This is a genomic window from Bacillus sp. LQ16 (genome assembly GCF_057784645.1).
Map to the genome: position 1 here is coordinate 5,311,180 of NZ_CM173491.1, position 19,100 is coordinate 5,330,279.

15 protein-coding genes and 1 pseudogene are annotated in these 19,100 nt (G+C 34.0%); 9 read left to right on the forward strand and 7 right to left on the reverse strand.

The features are described from left to right. The first annotated feature begins 35 nt into the window (after positions 1-35). Positions 36-737, forward strand: a complete 702-nt coding sequence (locus AC3EMB_RS26930) for a methyl-accepting chemotaxis protein (RefSeq protein WP_372430521.1) — start codon at positions 36-38, stop codon at positions 735-737. Between the two features lie 208 nt (positions 738-945). Here the strand turns inward: AC3EMB_RS26930 and AC3EMB_RS26935 are convergent, their stop codons facing one another. Continuing rightward, positions 946-2,259 (reverse strand): ArnT family glycosyltransferase, encoded by a 1,314-nt coding sequence (locus AC3EMB_RS26935; RefSeq protein WP_488517389.1) that lies wholly within the window; start codon positions 2,257-2,259, stop codon positions 946-948. A gap of 298 nt (positions 2,260-2,557) precedes the next feature. Here AC3EMB_RS26935 and AC3EMB_RS26940 point away from each other — a divergent pair, with 298 nt between their 5' ends. Beyond that, entirely contained in the window at positions 2,558-3,070 is a 513-nt protein-coding gene (locus tag AC3EMB_RS26940; RefSeq protein WP_000412126.1) for an acyl-CoA thioesterase, read from the forward strand. Positions 3,071-3,131: 61 nt separating this feature from the next. On the opposite strand, the pseudogene AC3EMB_RS26945 reads toward AC3EMB_RS26940, so the two are convergent. Continuing rightward, positions 3,132-3,729: pseudogene (locus tag AC3EMB_RS26945) on the reverse strand (4-amino-4-deoxy-L-arabinose transferase); the annotation flags it as partial. A 200-nt stretch (positions 3,730-3,929) separates the two neighbouring features. Between AC3EMB_RS26945 and AC3EMB_RS26950 the strand changes: the two are divergent. From AC3EMB_RS26950 to AC3EMB_RS26975, 6 genes are all read left to right on the forward strand, one after another. Next, positions 3,930-4,910: a glycosyltransferase family 2 protein gene (locus tag AC3EMB_RS26950; protein ID WP_098127295.1), complete on the forward strand. Its 981-nt coding sequence runs from the start codon at positions 3,930-3,932 to the stop codon at positions 4,908-4,910. A gap of 97 nt (positions 4,911-5,007) precedes the next feature. Next, on the forward strand, positions 5,008-6,420 hold the full coding sequence (locus AC3EMB_RS26955; RefSeq protein ID WP_095689935.1) for an oligosaccharide flippase family protein: 1,413 nt from the start codon (positions 5,008-5,010) through the stop codon (positions 6,418-6,420). 144 nt (positions 6,421-6,564) lie between these two features. Beyond that, positions 6,565-8,118: an ABC-F family ATP-binding cassette domain-containing protein gene (locus tag AC3EMB_RS26960; RefSeq protein WP_000055383.1), complete on the forward strand. Its 1,554-nt coding sequence runs from the start codon at positions 6,565-6,567 to the stop codon at positions 8,116-8,118. Between the two features lie 220 nt (positions 8,119-8,338). Further along, positions 8,339-9,793, forward strand: coding sequence for a glycosyltransferase family 39 protein (locus AC3EMB_RS26965; protein WP_095689934.1), 1,455 nt, complete (start codon positions 8,339-8,341; stop codon positions 9,791-9,793). 144 nt (positions 9,794-9,937) lie between these two features. Next, the gene (locus AC3EMB_RS26970) at positions 9,938-10,321 is read left to right on the forward strand and encodes a GtrA family protein (RefSeq protein WP_000413280.1); all 384 of its coding nucleotides are present in this window, start codon (positions 9,938-9,940) and stop codon (positions 10,319-10,321) included. Positions 10,322-10,357: 36 nt separating this feature from the next. Continuing rightward, the gene (locus AC3EMB_RS26975) at positions 10,358-11,329 is read left to right on the forward strand and encodes a glycosyltransferase family 2 protein (protein ID WP_001170716.1); all 972 of its coding nucleotides are present in this window, start codon (positions 10,358-10,360) and stop codon (positions 11,327-11,329) included. 29 nt (positions 11,330-11,358) lie between these two features. Here the strand turns inward: AC3EMB_RS26975 and AC3EMB_RS26980 are convergent, their stop codons facing one another. After that, positions 11,359-12,228: a TetR/AcrR family transcriptional regulator gene (locus AC3EMB_RS26980; RefSeq protein ID WP_098127294.1), complete on the reverse strand. Its 870-nt coding sequence runs from the start codon at positions 12,226-12,228 to the stop codon at positions 11,359-11,361. 140 nt (positions 12,229-12,368) lie between these two features. Here AC3EMB_RS26980 and AC3EMB_RS26985 point away from each other — a divergent pair, with 140 nt between their 5' ends. Next, positions 12,369-15,479, forward strand: coding sequence for an efflux RND transporter permease subunit (locus AC3EMB_RS26985; protein WP_488517390.1), 3,111 nt, complete (start codon positions 12,369-12,371; stop codon positions 15,477-15,479). 17 nt (positions 15,480-15,496) lie between these two features. Here the strand turns inward: AC3EMB_RS26985 and msrB are convergent, their stop codons facing one another. The 4 genes from msrB to lrgA all read right to left on the reverse strand — a co-directional run bounded on the left by msrB (position 15,497) and on the right by lrgA (position 19,082). Beyond that, positions 15,497-16,462 (reverse strand): peptide-methionine (R)-S-oxide reductase MsrB, encoded by a 966-nt coding sequence (gene msrB / locus AC3EMB_RS26990; protein WP_000290179.1) that lies wholly within the window; start codon positions 16,460-16,462, stop codon positions 15,497-15,499. 101 nt (positions 16,463-16,563) lie between these two features. Continuing rightward, on the reverse strand, positions 16,564-17,598 hold the full coding sequence (locus AC3EMB_RS26995; RefSeq protein WP_001166009.1) for an AI-2E family transporter: 1,035 nt from the start codon (positions 17,596-17,598) through the stop codon (positions 16,564-16,566). A 324-nt stretch (positions 17,599-17,922) separates the two neighbouring features. Beyond that, positions 17,923-18,615, reverse strand: coding sequence for an antiholin-like protein LrgB (gene lrgB / locus AC3EMB_RS27000; protein ID WP_000168869.1), 693 nt, complete (start codon positions 18,613-18,615; stop codon positions 17,923-17,925). Positions 18,616-18,650: 35 nt separating this feature from the next. Next, the gene (lrgA, locus tag AC3EMB_RS27005) at positions 18,651-19,082 is read right to left on the reverse strand and encodes an antiholin-like murein hydrolase modulator LrgA (RefSeq protein WP_053563271.1); all 432 of its coding nucleotides are present in this window, start codon (positions 19,080-19,082) and stop codon (positions 18,651-18,653) included. Positions 19,083-19,100: the final 18 nt, after the last annotated feature.

Here is a 19,100-nt window from a genome sequence, read left to right on the forward strand (position 1 = left end):
AAAAAGAGCATGAGAAAGAAAAAGAACTAACTGCTATGACAATTACGCATATTGCAACAGAACTAGCTGCTGTATCTGAAAAGACAAGCTCTTCTATTCAAAAACTAACCGCTAAGTCTGAAACTATTGTAGAGATTGCTAAAACAGGTACATCATTAGCTACAACATCTGAAGAAAAAGCGAATAAAGGGAAAGAACAATTAAACCAGCAAAACAAACGAATGGGATCTATTCAAATGAATATGGAAACGATTATTACAGATACTCATGAACTTCTTGATATTTCTAACAAAATTAACGAAATCATAGATATCGTTAAATCAATCGCGGAGCAAACAAATTTACTCGCACTAAATGCTGCTATCGAGTCTGCACGTGCTGGAGAATTTGGGAAGGGGTTTTCTGTTGTTGCTGGTGAAATCCGAAAATTATCAGAGCAAACGAAAGAATCTATCTTTAACGTTACAAAGCTCGTCGAAAAAACAAATGAACAAATTATCCGTGTCTCGTCTTCCGTGAAACAAATTAGCTCTCTCGTATCAGAAGGAACGGATAGTATGTCGGCAACAGATCGATACTTCCAAGAAATTGTAAAAGATATGTCTAACTCAAAAGAACAGAATAAGAAAATTGAACATGAGCTACAAGCTATTTCACAAGTAATGAAAGGAATTCAAGATGATTCCTCACAAATGGCTCTAACAGCCGATAATTTACAACTAGAACTAAATCGATAAGATAAAGTGAAACTTTAATCAGCCCTCAACAATCGGGCTTTTACAGGCAGTCCGCCCCCACCTAACTTCTTTGCTTTCGCTGATTTTGAGGTGGGGGCTGACTGTCCGGAAAATAGCGGAATAAAATTCAGGTCCGGCATACTTTCCATTTTGCACTGACTACTAAATTTCATCTTCCATCAAAAAAAGAATCCAGAATGGATTCTTTTTATTTTCTGAAAAATATTTTTTGACAATACACATAACTCATATAAACACCAAAGCTCTGCAAAATAAACAATGCCGGCATAATTACATTGTAATATGCCATATCTACTTGGAAAAGCCTTAACAATACGTAGCCACTAATTAAAAATAAGAACAACATATATCCTTCATTTTGTTGTTTCTTAATAAGGAAGTGCAATAGAGCTATAGTCATAAACAATGTTACGGCTATATATATCAGTTTTTCACATTTGAAAAGAATAGAATTTATCCCCTCATCTGAAAACTGATTTATCATCGGTTCTAAAAGTTTAAATCTTTCTCCCTCAATCTCTTTTAACTTTTGATCAATATGCTCTGTTACACTTTGATTTTTCGATATTTTTTCCTCATGTTTCGTTTTTCCAATTAAGACAGATTGAACATACGTCTCATTCGAAATCGTATATTGTGACAATCCCATTGCCTTAATTCCATAATTCACACCAAAATGAGTACTATAAAATAGAATAAGTATCCCTACCATCTTTAGTAACACTTTTTGTTTCGTTGCTGATTGAGACACTTCAATTAATAATACATATACAGTGATAAAAATAGGAAGAAATAATCCTATCGGGAAAATCATATTACTAAATGCAAATAAAACCGCTGAAAACACCCACATATAAGGATGATCTAACCCTTTATATAAAAGTATGTAACAAGCAAAATAAAATAAAAATATTGCAAGTGACTCAGGAGTTAATACGGAACTCAGCAATATATTTGGAATATACAGAGCATAAAATATAGAAGCAATACGACCGCATTCTTCTCCAAAAACCATTGCCGCAATATGATAAATAAAAAATGCGGTTCCTGCGCAAAATAACACATTAAATAGTTGTAAAGCGAATAATGTATCACCGAATATACGAATGATTACTGACTCATATATAATAAAAGGCAAATGAGTTACAGTCCCTATATTATTACCAATTGCAATCTGCTTTGCAGACTCATACATCACTTTCATATCACCAATTATTGGAGCATCTACAAATAACAGCATACTAAGCCTCACAACTATAGATATACTTATAAGAAAAATAAGAAATTGTTTATCTGTAAAACGATATTGTAGAATTGATGCCACTAACAAAATAAGTATGACGAAAATTGCCAATATGATTGTTACACTTGTTGTACTTCCTCCAAAGAATTGCTTACTTGTCTCAAATGCTACCCAACAACTATAAACGAAAAATGCGAGCATCGCACCGATCGTAATTTTATTGAAGAAAGATGAAAAATTTGTTTGTATATGATTCATATGTCCATTGCACCTCTATTTCCATTCATAACAAAATGATTCTATCATGAATGGGTACACGGCTGATAGGGAATTTCTATGACGAATACATAGTCATTACTTTTTACTTGCAATGTAAGCGAATCCTCTTTTACACTACATTTTAGATAAAATAAATTTTCTTTCAGTTACATGAATACAAATACAGAAGTTTAAATAATCCTCTTTTGGAATACACTTTACTTCATTAAATATCTAATATGAGTACTCCACTTACACATATTATTCTGATTGAAAACAGACTATAGGGGCTGAATATATGGAAAAGAAATTCATGCGAGAATCTAAAGCAATTAAGACAACACGTGTTTTTCCTAACGATTTAAATAATCACCAAACACTTTTTGGAGGGAAATTATTAGCAGAAATTGATAGTATTGCTTCAATTGCGGCTGCAAGACATAGTCGTAAACATTGCGTAACAGCATCTATTGATTCAGTTGATTTTTTAACTCCAATTCACCAAGCTGATTCTGTTTGTTATGAAGCATTTGTGTGTTATACAGGGAAATCTTCAATGGAAGTTTTCGTAAAAGTAATCGCAGAAAATTTATTAGCAGGCGAGCGTAGAATTGCTGCTACTTGCTTCATTACATTTGTGGCTATAAAAGATGGAAAACCTTCGTCCGTACCACAAGTACTACCTGAAACTCAGGAAGAACATTGGTTACACACAACCGGTTTAGAACGCGCGGAAAACCGAAAAAAGGGACGTTTAAAAAGTAAAGAGATGGCTGAAGTTTTAACTTTAAGTAAGCCTTGGAATATTTAACATAATCTTCTCATCATACATGCACAGGTCCTTCCTTGCATGTATTTTTTATTATAAAAAATACTATCGCTTGCTTCATCATAATGCGGAATGGATAGCGCTTCATTAAAAGATATATAAATAATAGTATTGGATATAAAGCAACTTGTAGGCGTAAGTACAATGCTAAAAAGTAGAAAATGTTTCGTTTTATGAGTATCAGCTAATTTTAAGCTCCAATATAATAATCCCAATGAAAAGAATAGAAACTGTCCTTCTGTTAAATTTTCCACAACAATCTCTGGAGGATACACCGCTAATAAGAAAGCACCTATTAATCCTGCAGCGGGATTCAATAAATAAGTACCAATCTTATAAGTTAGTAAAATAATAAGTACTCCTAATAGGATAATAATTAATTTAGCTACAAAAAGGCCTTTATTACCATTTCCAAAAAAGTAAAATACAGTAACTAAAAACACTGGAAAACCTGGCATAATATGAATAGGTGGTTTATCAAGCTCATGATATATTAACATTCCTGTTTCCAATAAAATAGTTTCCATTTTTTGATAACCTATATCATCGTTAGCTAGAGTCAAATCTGCACCATGTGTTTGTAAAGTTGCAAAACGAAGCGCAAATCGCCTTAACATTTCATATTTCCCCTTAAAATACATAATTTTCAAATTTTATTTATATATTTTCACAAGAAAATATATTCTATTATTGTACTTTGTATACAAAGTACAATAATAGAAAGTTGATTTACAAAGTTTATATGCGTTAAACTGATACAGATGTTCTTGTAATCTTCTTCCTTTCAAAAGGCTTGTATATATGGTGCAAGACATAAAAAATTTGAGGAGATAAAAATTCTATGATGGAACAAAAACAACTTGTTTCTGTTGTCATACCTCTGTATAACACAGAAAAATATATTGAAGACACAATGCAGTCAATACTGGATCAAACATATAAAAACATTGAAATTGTAATTGTAGATGATGGAAGTAAAGATCAATCACCTTCTATCGTAAAAAATCTTGCAGAAAAATATCCGGGGCAAGTAAAATACGTTCACCAAAAAAACCAAGGCGTTTCAGTAGCTCGTAATACAGGGATTGAAAATGCTAGCGGGGAATACGTCGCTTTCCTTGATAGTGATGACTTATGGCATCCAACTAAAATTGAGAAACAAATCGGGAGTATGCATAAAAACAACATGGATGCGTGCTATTGTGGTTATATGAATTTCTACGAAGAAACAGGCGAAAAGGTTGAGCATACAACAAACTTTATTAAAGGTGATATGGCAAAAGCATTCTTAACACACCAAGTTGTTGCTCAAACAAGTACTTGGATTTTCAAACGCTCTATCGCAATGAATCATAATATCCGTTTTACACCAGGATGTAGCTGGGGAGAAGACTTGGAGTTTTTATTTAAACTAATGAGTGTGACAAATGTATGCTATGTCGATGAATATTTAACATATTATAGAATCTTATCCGAAGGAAATCTTTCTTCTAAATATAAAGATTACGAATTAAAAACAACTAAAGAACTGGAAGTATTCAATCGTATGAAAGACTGGGTACATAATAAATCTCAAGACTTCATTACGAAAGACCCTCAGTCACTTATTGAGATCCTTGAGACTTATTTATTCCCTTATACGGTTATCAATAATGCTTGTATATACATTAAAGAAAACTCTCAATTAAATAATGCCCAAGTTCAATTAATCAAAAAAGATATAAAGAACTATTGCCGTAAAATCTATTCAAAAAACGGAAAGCGTAGTAAAAAACTATATGCAATGCTTTGGTTTGTACGAATTAAATTTCTGTTTTCTTAAACTGAAAATATAGTACTCATCTCTCTTTCCGTAAACAAATCAAATTTACAAATAGGACAAACGAAAAAGGTCCTAAAGAATAGAAAGGTTTTTTCTCATGAAAACAAATAAGATTCTTAAAAATGCCTCCTACCTATTTGTAGGAAATATTACTGTTCGATTTGTACTTGCTATCGCGACGATTCTCTTCGCAAGATACGTTTCTCCTGGTGAGTATGGGATGTTTACAACTGCATTAGCAGTTTCCGCTGTTATTTGTTATTTCACAGATGCAGGTTTGACACATACGTTTATGCGTGAAGGAACGAGAAAGGATGCAAATATTAGCGTACTAATCAGTAGTTATTTACGCATTCGTTTCGTATTAGCTGTCGTAATTTCTGTACTCTTCGCTATTTTTGCTCAGTTCTTCTATACAGATGCCTACTTACGCGCCATGGTATATTGGGTTGTACTACCAACAATGTTTGGAGCAACTTTACAAGGTGTCGGGATGGCTTACTTCCAAGTAACAGAACGTATGCAATTTACAGCCATTATTTCTGTAATACAAGGTGTAACAGCCGCAGCTGCTCTTCTACTAGGAATGTCATTTAAATGGTCACTTATGATGGTCGCTGCCATGTACGGAATATCCAGTCTTGTAACAGGTGTCATCGCCTTTATAATGGTAATTCGCCATACGACAGTTCATAAGGGCTGGGACAAAGGGATTTTAGATCAACTGCTGATTTTCACAATCAATGGCATTATCATTATGCTCTTGCCACAGTTAGGGCCTATTATATTAGAAAAAGTTTCAACGTACGAGCAAGTTGGATTCTTTGGAGCTGCTTCTAAAATACCCGCTGTACTTTATCAAATACCCGGTGTAATTGCAGCAGCCTTTTATCCAAAGTTATTTGCTTTTGGAAATGAAAAAAATATTGATGAACATAGAAAACTATCTCTGTTTGAATTAAAGCTTATGTCTTTCTTAGGAATGGGGATTTCTATTCCATTCATCGCTAATCCAAGATTTTGGATTGTTACTTTATTAGGTGAAGAGTATGCCCCAGCTGGTGACGCTCTTGCAATTTTAGCCTTTATGGTCATTTTACAATCTATCAACTACCCACTTGCTGATAATTTAACGACAATTGGTCAACAGTGGAAGCGTGCGACAACGATGGGGATTGGGTTAGCTGTTGCTGTCATAAGTTACATCGTATTAGGTAGCCAATTTGGAATGATGGGAGCAGCTGTAGCTGCTATCCTTACCGAGATTGCATTATTAATCGGCTTTACTTTATTCGCTCGTAAAGGCTTTACATTACTATTCAAAGGAACAATATTCAATGCACTAGCTTTTATAATCAGTTACGCTCTATATCGTACTGTGTTAATTAACTTACCACCACTAGTAGCTTTAACACTTACTGGTATATTGTACGGCATTATCGGTCTTGCAATTGACCCACAAATACGCAGGTTACTTTTAGGGTTTGCGAATAAAAAGCTAGGCAGATAAACAACAACGAAGCAAGTTTCTCTTCCAAATTATGAGGAGAAACTTGCTTTGTTTACTTATATACATTTTTTGAAATGATAGCATTATATCGAAGAATTTAGTATCATGATTCAAGACACTATTTAGAATTGAACGGAGGACATTATGAGCTTATTAACTGTTGAAAAATTAGGCCATACATTTGGTGATCGTACATTATTTAAAGATGTATCCATGCGCTTACTCGCAGGAGAACATGTTGGATTAGTTGGAGCAAACGGTGTTGGTAAATCAACATTTATGAATATAATTACTGGTGAACTTATCCATGATGAAGGCCGCGTCGAATGGACACCTGGCACAAATTATGGTTACTTAGACCAACATACAATTTTAACACCTGGCCGTACAATTCGTGACGTATTAGCAGATGCATTTTTACCTTTATTTAAAAAAGAAAAAGCTTTAAATGAAGTTACAGAAAAAATGGGAACTGCTACACCTGAAGAATTAGAAGAACTTCTTGAGCAAATGGCGGAAATACAAGATGCTCTTGAAGCAGGCGGTTTCTATTTATTAGATATGAAAATTGAGGAAGCAGCGCGCGGCCTTGGAATTGACGCAATTGGTTTAGATCGTGATGTTGCTGCATTAAGTGGTGGACAACGTACAAAAGTATTACTTGCAAAGTTACTACTTGAGCAACCAGAAGTATTACTATTAGATGAGCCTACCAACTATTTAGACGTTGAACATATTCATTGGTTAACAAATTATTTAAAAGAATATCCACACGCATTCCTATTAATTTCCCATGATACGGAATTTATGAATAAATGTGTCGATGTTATTTTCCATCTAGAATTCACAAAGATGACGCGTTATACAGCGACATATGAAAAATTCCTAGAGCTAGCGGAAATTAATAAAAACCAACATATTAATGCTTATGAAAAACAAAAAGAATTTATAAAAAAACAAGAAGATTTTATTGCGAAGAATAAAGCGCGCTACTCAACGACAGGTCGTGCAAAAAGTCGTCAAAAACAACTCGATCGTATGGAACGTATCGATCGTCCTGAGACGGCGATTAAACCTGAATTCTCGTTTAAAGAAAGTCGCGCAAGTAGCCGATTCGTCTTTGAAGGAGAAAATGTAGAAATTGGATATACACACCCGTTATTACCAAAACTAACAATGACAATTGAACGCGGTGAAAAAATTGCAATCGTCGGATGTAATGGCGTAGGTAAGTCTACACTATTAAAGACGATTTTAGGTAAAATCAAACCATTAAGCGGAAAAACAAGCCTTGGTGATTTCTTAAACCCATCATACTTCGAACAAGAAGTGAAAGCTGATAATATAACACCGATTGATGATGTTTGGAACACGTTCCCTAGCCTAGACCAACATCAAATACGTGCAATGTTGGCAAAGTGCGGTTTAAAAAACGAACATATTTCTCGTCCTCTAAGCCAATTAAGTGGTGGCGAACAAGCGAAAGTCCGTTTATGTAAGCTAATGGGGGAAGAGAGCAACTGGTTACTATTTGACGAGCCAACAAATCACCTTGATGTTACAGCAAAAGAAGAATTGAAGAAAGCGATGAGAGCTTACAAAGGAACAATTCTTTTAGTGTGTCATGAACCAGACTTTTATGAAGATTGGATAACAAAAGTTTGGAATGTTGAAGAATGGTCGCAACACAATTCATAACTTTCCACTACATTTTTCTTACATATTAATTTCTATGTAAGAAAAATGTATTTTTATATTCCGTCCTAATAAAAATATAAAATACATCTCCTATATAGCCCCGGGCGTATTTTGATAAGTAAACTAATCATGGTATTCTTTTAGGTGATACTCTACATACCAAGAATAGAATATTCTCAACTACTAAAATATAATTGATTTGAAGGAGTGTATAAATTTAATGCCGATTACAGCATTTAATAGAATCAATTCTTTTTTGACTAAATCTTTATTAATACTATGTCTCATTATCTTGTCATGGATTACGTGGGAATCATATCTCACAATTAGCGATAAACTAGACATTCCAAATTCAGTAAGTCTTCCTATTATGATTGGAATCGGGCTCGTTTTTCTTATAGTAGCGTGCTTAATAAATAAATATATGTCATCGCTAACATTCGTGATTTCACTTACTTTATTAGCTTTTATCGTTCGCTTAATTTGGATTCTACAAATACCAAGCGTACCTTTATCAGATTTTGCAATAATGTATAATAGCGCTATTCAAGCTGCCCACGGTGATTTTAGTTTTACAAATACTACATATTTCACTTCGTGGGTGTATCAACTTGGATTTACGATGTATGAAGCGCTCATTATAAAGATTTTTGGAGAAGGAATATTCGCTTTACAATTTTTAAATGTCCTATTTTGTACGGGAACTACAATATTTGTTTATAAAATCACTGCGAAAACATTTAATGAATGGTCCGGACGTATCGCTGGATTGATGTATGCATTATATATTCCAAGTATTATGCTAAGTTCTGTGTTAACAAATCAACATCTAGCTACTTTCTTCTTTTACTTTGGATTTTATTTATTAGTAACTAAAGGATTGCAAAGTGAATACATGTGGATTTTTATTGGTATCTTATTATCTTTAGGGGACATTATGCGACCACTTGGTATGTTAATTTTAATTGCTGTCGCTATTTACATCTTCCTACATGGAATGCTGGGGAAACCTAAAAAAATCATTTTCAATTCTTTTAAGAAATTATGTGGGATTTTTATTGTTTTCTACTTAGTTCACTACATGATAAGCTTTGCATTTATCTCTTCTGGAATTACACAATATCCATTATCGAATCGCGATCCTCTTTGGAAATTTGTTGTCGGTCTTAACCATGAAACAAAGGGTGGGTATTCCCATGAAGACGCAGGCCATATTATGTCTCTAGAGGTTGGCGAAGAACGCACTTTAGAAGAAAAGAAAATTATTAAAGAACGATTAGCTGACAAGGACAAGGTTATATCATTATTTGAAGAGAAGTTTGCACTTATGTGGGGTGATACCGATTCTTCACCATCATGGAGCTTATATACACCTAACTTTGAAATTCTGGATGGGATGCAAGATTTAAAAGAGAATGCTATTCTATATGAGCGCTATATGTATACAGCTGCGATGTTCTTCGGAATAATAGCGATTCTTTACCTTATAGTAACAAAACAAGACAATCTTCATTACACATTATTCTTACTACTAATTGTTGGATATGTATTAATTCATCTATTAATTGAATACCAAACTAGATACAGGTATTTCATAATACCAAGTTTCAGCATAATACAAAGTTATGGGATATACGTATGTTTTCAATACGTTCGAAGATTCAAAAGAAATTAAGTGCAAAGTACCTCCTTTTCAACCTTGGAGATACTTTCTTATAAATAAATAATATGAAGTTCAAAAATATGTTATACTATCTACTGGTATCTTTTTTCCTATACCACCTAAATTTATATATTTTATAAAAATGAGGATAATATTATGGAGAAACTCTTAAAGTTTGGTTTAGTAGGAATCTTTAATACGCTCATTACAATTATTAGCTTTTGGATATTATTAAAATTTGGGATGAACTACCTTATTGCGAATACCATTGCCTATTTAATTGGTGTTGCCAATAGCTACTATTGGAATAAAAATTGGGTGTTTAAACCTAATAATAAAAGCACGTCAATGTTCTTTAAATTTCTAACTGTAAATTTAATTGTATTGGCTTTTAATACATTATGTTTATTTATATTAGTAGATAAACTTGCCTTTAATGCGCTAATTGCACAGATTTTCGCAATTGGTGTCGGAATGGTTATCAATTTTGTCCTTAATAAAATTTGGACATTCAACCAAACTGAAAAGGCTACTAATTAAACTTAAACAACTTATTAAAACTACGGAGGATATAACATGCAAAAATTAATTTCGGTTGTAGTTCCTATGTACTTCGAGGAAGAAGTAGCGCAGGAATGTTATAACCGTTTAAAGTCCGTTATGCTTCAAAATGATATTAATTACGAGTTTGTCTTTGTAAACGACGGTAGCACAGACCGTACAATGGAAATCTTATCTGAGATTGCATCAAATGATTACCGTACAAAAATCGTTAATTTCGCGCGTAACTTTGGACATCAAGTAGCCGTTACAGCTGGTATTGCTGCTGCAAAAGGTGATGCTATTGTAATTATAGATGCAGACTTACAAGATCCACCTGAAGTTATTCCTGAACTTATTGCAAAATGGGAAGAAGGATATGAAGTTGTTTATGCAAAACGTAAACAACGTAAAGGTGAAACTTGGTTTAAACTTTTAACAGCTAAGTATTTCTATAAATTCTTAAATTACATGTCCGATATCGATATCCCAAAAGATACTGGTGATTTCCGAATCATCGATCGTAAAGTAGCTGATGTTTTCAATCAAATGACTGAGCGCAATCGTTTCATTCGTGGGATGATGTCTTGGGTTGGCTTCCGCCAAACGTATGTTGAATATGAACGTGACGAGCGCTTTGCTGGTGAAACAAAATACCCATTGAAGAAAATGATTAAATTTGCATCTGATGGCATTATTGCGTTTTCAACAAAACCGTTACGTATAGTTATGACTTTAGGCTTATTATCAGTTCTCATTTCAATAATTGTCTTAGTATATACAATTACTGTGAAAATTATTGGCTCTGGTACGCAAACAGGTTGGGCATCTATTATGGTCGCTATTACATTCTTTAGCGGTATTCAGTTACTTGGCCTTGGAATCGTCGGTCAATATATTGCTCGTATTTATGACGAAAGTAAAAACCGTCCAATTTATATCGTGAAAGAAACAATTAACCTTGAAAAAGAAGAGACTGTACAGAAAAAAGAAATAGTGAATATATAATAAAAAGGTAACAATGAAAGCCATCATTGTTACCTTTTTATATTGTAATACTCCATAATCCGCAAGCGAAATTCCTTTAAATTTGGATATACCTCTAAGTTAGATAACATCCCTTGAATGACTGGAATTCTAGGGTTTGACCTCATTTCTGACTCTAAAACATCTAATGTAACAAGCAATTCATCATCTTCTAATTGATCAGCTAATGTTCGCTTAAACACAATGATTTCTTTTAAAAAACGTTCTTTAACTTGCTCCTTAATAAGCTCTGATTTACAAACAAACTCCCCAAGCCCTTCTTCGTGTAGAACAGGTTCTTCCAAAGATTCTATGAGCCCATCTACTAAATGATCTATCCTTTTTAAAATAAATATCGATACATAGGACAAATCAATTTCTAGTGCTTGTAAAATAATTAATTCTAAATACCCACGGCATATACCTTCTACCATAATTACTAAATCCAATAAATATGGCATAACCTTTTCACCATAAATGGACAATAAACTATTCCGATAAAATGCATGAGACTCTAACTTCATCCGCATCATAAATTCTTCCACTTCTTTATTAAACGGAATGGCATTTTCTCTTGCATGCATAATAATAAACTCTTTATGTTTTTGCACATCAGTAAACTGAAAGTATAATTGCTTTTTAAATTTTTCACGTGGTAGTAAAGACTCTTTTTCAATATCCAGCATTTTCTTTTGGATTTTTTCATAATAATATCGAAGCGTCGCTAATAAAAGCTCATCTTTCGATTTAAAGTACAAATAAAAAGCTCCCTTTGAAATACCACAAGTGGTGACGATTTCTTGTACCGACGTTGCATTTACACCCTTAGTCGCAAATAACTTCATAGCCGCTTCTATAATTAAACGCTCTTTTTCTTTCATATCTTCTCTCCTAAATTTAATCTCGCATCTTATTATAAATGTATTATACCATCTCTTTTTATTGACGATTGACCAACTGGTCAGTTATATTATGTATTAGACTGACCAGTTGGTCAATACAATAAAAAGGGAGCGCAAACATGAACAAAATCATCAATTTCTCGTTAAAAAATAAGTTCGCAGTTTGGCTACTAACCATTATTGTTACTATTGCAGGGATCTACTCTGGACTCAATATGAAGCTGGAAACAATTCCTGATATTACAACACCGATTGTAACAGTAACTACGGTCTATCCTGGTGCTACACCAGAAGAAGTAGCTGATAAAGTTTCAAAGCCGATGGAAGAACAACTACAAAATTTAAGCGGTGTTAACGTTGTAAGCTCATCATCTTTTCAAAACGCATCTTCTATTCAAGTAGAATACGATTTTGATAAAAATATGGAAAAAGCAGAAACAGAAATTAAAGAAGCTCTCACAAATGTAAAACTCCCAGAAGGTGTTAAAGATCCTAAAGTTTCACGAGTAAACTTCAATGCTTTCCCAGTTATTTCGTTAAGCGTAGCAAGCAAGAATGAATCTTTAGCTACCTTAACTGAAAATGTAGAAAAAAATGTTGTACCAGGATTAAAAGGACTTGATGGTGTTGCATCTGTCCAAATTGCTGGCCAACAAGTAGATGAAGTACAGCTTGTCTTCAAGAAAGATAAAATGAAAGAACTAGGACTAAGTGAAGATACTGTAAAAAATGTGATTAAGGGATCGGATGTATCTTTACCACTTGGCTTATACACATTTAAAGACACGGAAAAATCAGTTGTTGTAGATGGCAATATTACAACGATTAAAGCATTAAAAGAACTTAAAATTCCAGCTATACCTTCCTCACCTAACGGTCAAGGTAGTCAAAATGCTGGCGCTGGTGCACAAACGCCGCAAATGAATCCAGCTGCTATGAACGGGATTCCAACAGTTACATTAGACGAAATTGCTGACATTAAAGAAGTTGGGAAAGCAGAATCCATTTCTCGGACAAACGGAAAAGAAGCAATTGGAATTCAAATTGTGAAGGCCTCTGATGCAAATACAGTTGATGTTGTAAATGCAGTAAAAGATAAAGTAAAAGATCTTGAGAAAAAATATAAAGATTTAGAGATCATTTCAACATTCGACCAAGGTGCACCTATTGAAAAATCAGTTGAAACAATGCTAAGCAAAGCAATTTTCGGTGCTATCTTTGCGATTGTTATTATTATGCTGTTCCTACGAAATATTCGAACAACGTTAATCTCTGTCGTTTCAATACCACTTTCTTTATTAATTGCTGTTTTAGTCATAAAGCAAATGGATATTACGCTTAACATTATGACACTTGGAGCAATGACCGTTGCTATAGGCCGCGTTGTCGATGACTCAATTGTTGTTATTGAAAATATTTACCGACGTATGTCGTTATCAGAAGAGAAATTGCGCGGAAAAGATTTAATTCGTGAAGCTACGAAAGAAATGTTTATCCCAATTATGTCTTCTACCATTGTAACAATTGCTGTATTTTTACCACTTGGACTAGTAAAAGGTATGATTGGTGAAATGTTCTTACCATTTGCCTTAACTATCGTCTTCGCTTTATTAGCATCATTACTAGTAGCTGTTACAATCGTACCGATGCTAGCTCACTCTTTATTTAAGAAAGAGAGTATGAGGGAAAAAGAAGTACATCATGAAGAAAAACCAAGTAAATTAGCAAATGGTTATAAACGCATACTTGCATGGGCTTTAAATCACAAAATTATTACATCAAGTATCGCTGTCCTTCTATTGGTTGGTAGTCTTGCACTTGTACCAGTTATCGGTGTAAGTTTCTTACCTTCTGAAGAAGAAAAAATGATTATTGCAACATATAATCCTGAACCAGGTCAAACGTTAGAAGACGTTGAAAAAATTGCAACAAAAGCTGAGAAGCACTTCCAAGATAATAAAGACGTCAAAACAATTCAGTTCTCATTAGGTGGAGAGAATCCAATGAGTCCTGGTCAATCAAACCAAGCAATGTTCTTCGTGCAATATGATAACGACACGAAAAACTTCGAAAAAGAGAAAGAACAAGTCGTTAAAGATTTACAGAAGATGTCTGGCAAAGGCGAATGGAAAAACCAAGACTTCGGAGCAAGTGGCGGTAGTAATGAAATTAAACTATACGTTTACGGAGATAGCTCAGAAGACATTAAGCCTGTCGTAAAAGATATTCAAAATATCATGAAGAAAAATAAAGACTTAAAAGATATAGATTCTAGTATTGCAAAAACATATGCAGAGTACACTTTAGTCGCAGATCAAGAAAAGCTAAGTAAAATGGGCTTAACGGCTGCTCAAATTGGAATGGGACTTTCTAATCAACATGATCGCCCTGTTCTGACAACAATTAAAAAAGACGGTAAAGATATCAATGTATATGTAGAAGCTGAAAAACAAAATTATGAAACAATCGATGACTTAACAAATCGCAAAATTACAACACCACTTGGTAATGAAGTAGCTGTGAAAGATGTTATGACTGTAAAAGAAGGTGAAACATCGAATACAGTAACACACCGAGATGGACGTGTTTATGCAGAGGTTAGTGCAAAACTAACATCTGATGACGTTTCAAAAGCATCTGCTGCAGTCCAAAAAGAAGTAGATAAAATGGATCTTCCTTCCGGTGTAGATGTTTCTATGGGCGGTGTTACTAAAGATATTGAAGAATCATTCAAACAACTGGGCTTAGCGATGTTAGCTGCGATTGCCATTGTATACTTCGTTCTTGTCGTTACATTTGGCGGTGCTCTTGCACCATTCGCAATTTTATTCTCGCTACCATTCACAATTATTGGGGCTCTTGTTGCCTTATTAATCTCTGGTGAAACATTAAGTGTATCTGCAATGATTGGTGCGCTTATGTTAATCGGTATCGTTGTAACAAACGCAATCGTGCTTATCGACCGCGTTATTCATAAAGAAAATGAAGGTCTATCAACACGTGAAGCTTTATTAGAAGCTGGTGCAACACGCCTTCGTCCAATTTTAATGACTGCAATTGCAACAATCGGTGCTCTTATCCCGCTTGCATTAGGATTTGAAGGTAGTGGCTTAATTTCTAAAGGACTTGGCGTAACGGTAATTGGTGGATTAACAAGTTCAACGTTATTAACACTTCTTATTGTTCCAATCGTTTATGAAGTATTAAGCAAATTTAAAAATAAAAAATAACCTCGCTAACTGCGAGGTTATTTTTTATTTCCAAACAAGATTAAGAAATCGCCATAGCCTTCTTTCTCTAATTCCTCTTTTGGAATAAATCGAAGAGCTGCGGAATTAATACAGTAACGAAGGCCATTTGGTCCTGGACCGTCTGGAAATACGTGCCCAAGATGTGAGTCTCCTTCTTTACTTCTCACTTCTGTACGTGTCATATTATGACTCACATCCATCTTTTCTTTCACACTTGCTGACATAACTGGTTTTGTAAAACTAGGCCATCCACATCCACTATCAAATTTGTCTAGAGAAGTAAACAGCGGCTCACCTGAAACGATGTCTACATAAAGACCTTCCTCTTTATGGTTCCAATACTCATTTCGAAATGGTGGTTCTGTACCATTTTCCTGTGTTACATAAAACTGCATCTCATTGAGTTTTTCTTTTAAATGAGCATTATCCTTTGGCCAATGTTGCTTAATAAAAGCATCTCGTCCTGAACCTTTACGATATAACTCATAGCGGAATGTGTTTTTCTTATGATATCCTTGGTGATATTCTTCAGCTGGATAAAATGTAGCTGCTGGTAGTATTTTTGTCGCAATTGGTTTTGAAAAGCGTCCACTCTGCTCAAGCTCTTCTTTTGAGGCCTCAGCTTTTTTATGTTGTTCTTCATTATGATAAAAAATCACCGTTTCATAAGACTGCCCGCGGTCGTGGAATTGTCCCCCAATATCAGTCGGATCAATTTGTCTCCAATATATATTTAACAATTCCTCATACGGCATTTTATTTGCATCAAATGTAATTTGTACTGCTTCATAATGTCCTGTTGTTTCTGAGCACACTTCTTTATAGGTTGGGTCCTCTTTATGACCGCCTGTATAACCTGAAACAACCTGTATAATTCCCTCCATCTCTTCAAATGGAGAAACCATACACCAGAAACACCCTCCAGCAAATGTAGCCAATTCTACCTTTTCATTTACAGCCATTACTTCACCCCTATTCTATATTCTCCTTACAGTATGGCATAAGAAACATAATGTTATAAAAGAAAAAGCATCGAACATCGATGCTTTTTCTCTACTTCACTTTATTTTGTTCCAACATCCTTCTCAATTTCATCACTTGTCACGTCTAAAACATCTAGTAAGAAAATGAAGATTGGAATACCGATAATCAGTCCCCATACACCTAAGAAGTGCTCTGAGAAAATTAATACCATAAAAGTATAGAAAATCGGTAAATTTGTTTTTTGCGACATAAACTTCGGATTTAATACGTAACTTTCAAGCGCATGAATCACTGTTACGATAACTAAAATATAAACAACGTACATAATACCGCCAATATTGTAAGCAATCATACAAAGTGGGAATAACGAAATGATAACCCCCGCTACTGGAATTAATCCAAGCAAGAAAATCATTAATGCTAAACCTAATAATTGCGGGAATCCTAATATCCATAGTGCAATCACGGATAAAACACAGTTAACAACTGCAATTAAAAATTGTGCTTCGATTACTTTTCCGAATGAACGTGCAAATTTCTTACCGAAGTACTCAATTTCAGTATAGAAAATTGCAAGCCTGCTTTCTTTAAACTTTGCAGTAAAACCAACAATACGAGATTTTTCTAGTAAGAAAAACAAACTCAAAATTAAAGAAAGTAAAACTTGAAGACCAAATTTACCAACATTCGTAATTGATTTATACAAAATGTCTACGCCTTGTCCTACATATTTAGAAAGCTCCATATGATTGACAGCATTAACTGCATACTTAATTAGTTCACTATCTGGTGGGTTTCTTAAAAATACATTGAATTGGTAAATCAATTGTGAAATTTGTATCGTTAATACTGGTAAATATTTAAATAGCGTAATAGCAATTCCACCAATTAACATTACATATAGAAACGCTATAATAATTTTTCGATTAATAGGCATGAAATGATCTAATTTGCGGGAAATAAACTTTTGGAATCGATCCATTAAATACGTGAGAATAAACGTAATTAATATTAAATTCAACATACTTTGCAGCCCGTATAACACGAGAGCAAGTATTACTAATACGAGTAACCTCTGAAATCCTTTGCTTTGAAACAGGTTTTTTATTTGCATAATCGACGAATACTCTCTCCTGTCCTATAAACTAAAACGTTAATAAGTAGATTTCTCTCTCTTTTCTACTTTTAATTATTCATTCATATTAAGATTTTTATAAACTCATTATATGCCTACCTTAACAGGTATATAGTAGCTTACTTCTTATTTTACAATACAATGACCTATTTCAAAACGTATTCTACATAGTATTAATGAAGATTTAAGGAAACTTACATTTTTTTAAATAGGTCTTACCACTACTGTAACATAAAAAGCAAGCTATCAGTAGAAATCTGTCCTACAAATAGCTTGCTTTTCTTATTTTTTAAGTAAGTTTTACTATCCAATGAATGGCATGAACATCGGGATGACAACTACTGTTACAACCCCAACTACCGTTACAGCAATACTTGCCATCGCTGCCTCTACCTCACCCATTTCAATTCCTACTGCAACTCCTAATGCATGGCCCGCTGTTCCAAGTGCTAAACCTTTTGCAATCGGATGCTTCACTCTAAATGTTTTTAAGAATAATGCTCCTAATGCGTATACGATAACTGCGTTGAAAATAACCGCAAACGATGTAATCGCAGGAATACCACCAATACTTTCTGAAATTGGTAACGCAATTGCTGTTGTTGCTGCTTGTGGTAGCATTGAATTCATTACTGCTGTATCTAAACCGATTGCTTTTGCAACAATGAACACGACAATTACTGAACAAATAGATCCAACCACGATAGCTGATAAAATTTGCCACCAATATTTTTTCAACTTATCAACTTGTTTATATAGTGGGATAGCGAATGCAATTGTTGCTGGCTCTAAGAAGAAACTAATCATTTTTCCACCAGTATTATATTCTTCAAAAGTAAAGTTACCTACCTTTAGAAAGACAATCCCTAATACCATCGCTACGAATAATGGTGTAAATAGGAAGAACCCTTTTGAATGCTTGAATAATAATGTTCCGATTCCGTATGCGATTAATGAAACGACGATTCCGAAATATGGAGTCATTGTGCTTGCCATGTTCATTACCTCCTAACAATATATAAATTCAATGGTTACGCAACCTTTCCGTGCTTGCGTCCTTTATTTACTATTTTCAATTCTTTTGTATCTTCTGTTTCTTTTTCATCTTTTCCTAAAATGAATTGTGCAAATAATCCTGTTACAGCGAGTAAAATAACTGTTGCTACAACAATTACAGTTAAAATTTGTACAAAGTATTGCCCCATTACACCAAGAGAATTAATAACTGAAATACCTGATGGGACGAAAAGGAATCCGATAATGCCGGTTAAAGCTGTTCCAAGTGATTCAACTTGCTCCAATTTAATTACTTTTAAACATAATAGACTAAATAAAATAACTAACCCGATTACCGATGAAGGCATTGGAATTGGTAAATGCGTTGCAATAATATTTGAAATTAACATAATAGCTGAGAATATAAATGCTTGTGATAAGAAACTATATACTTTTTTCGTACTCATTTTGGCCACCTCTTTCGA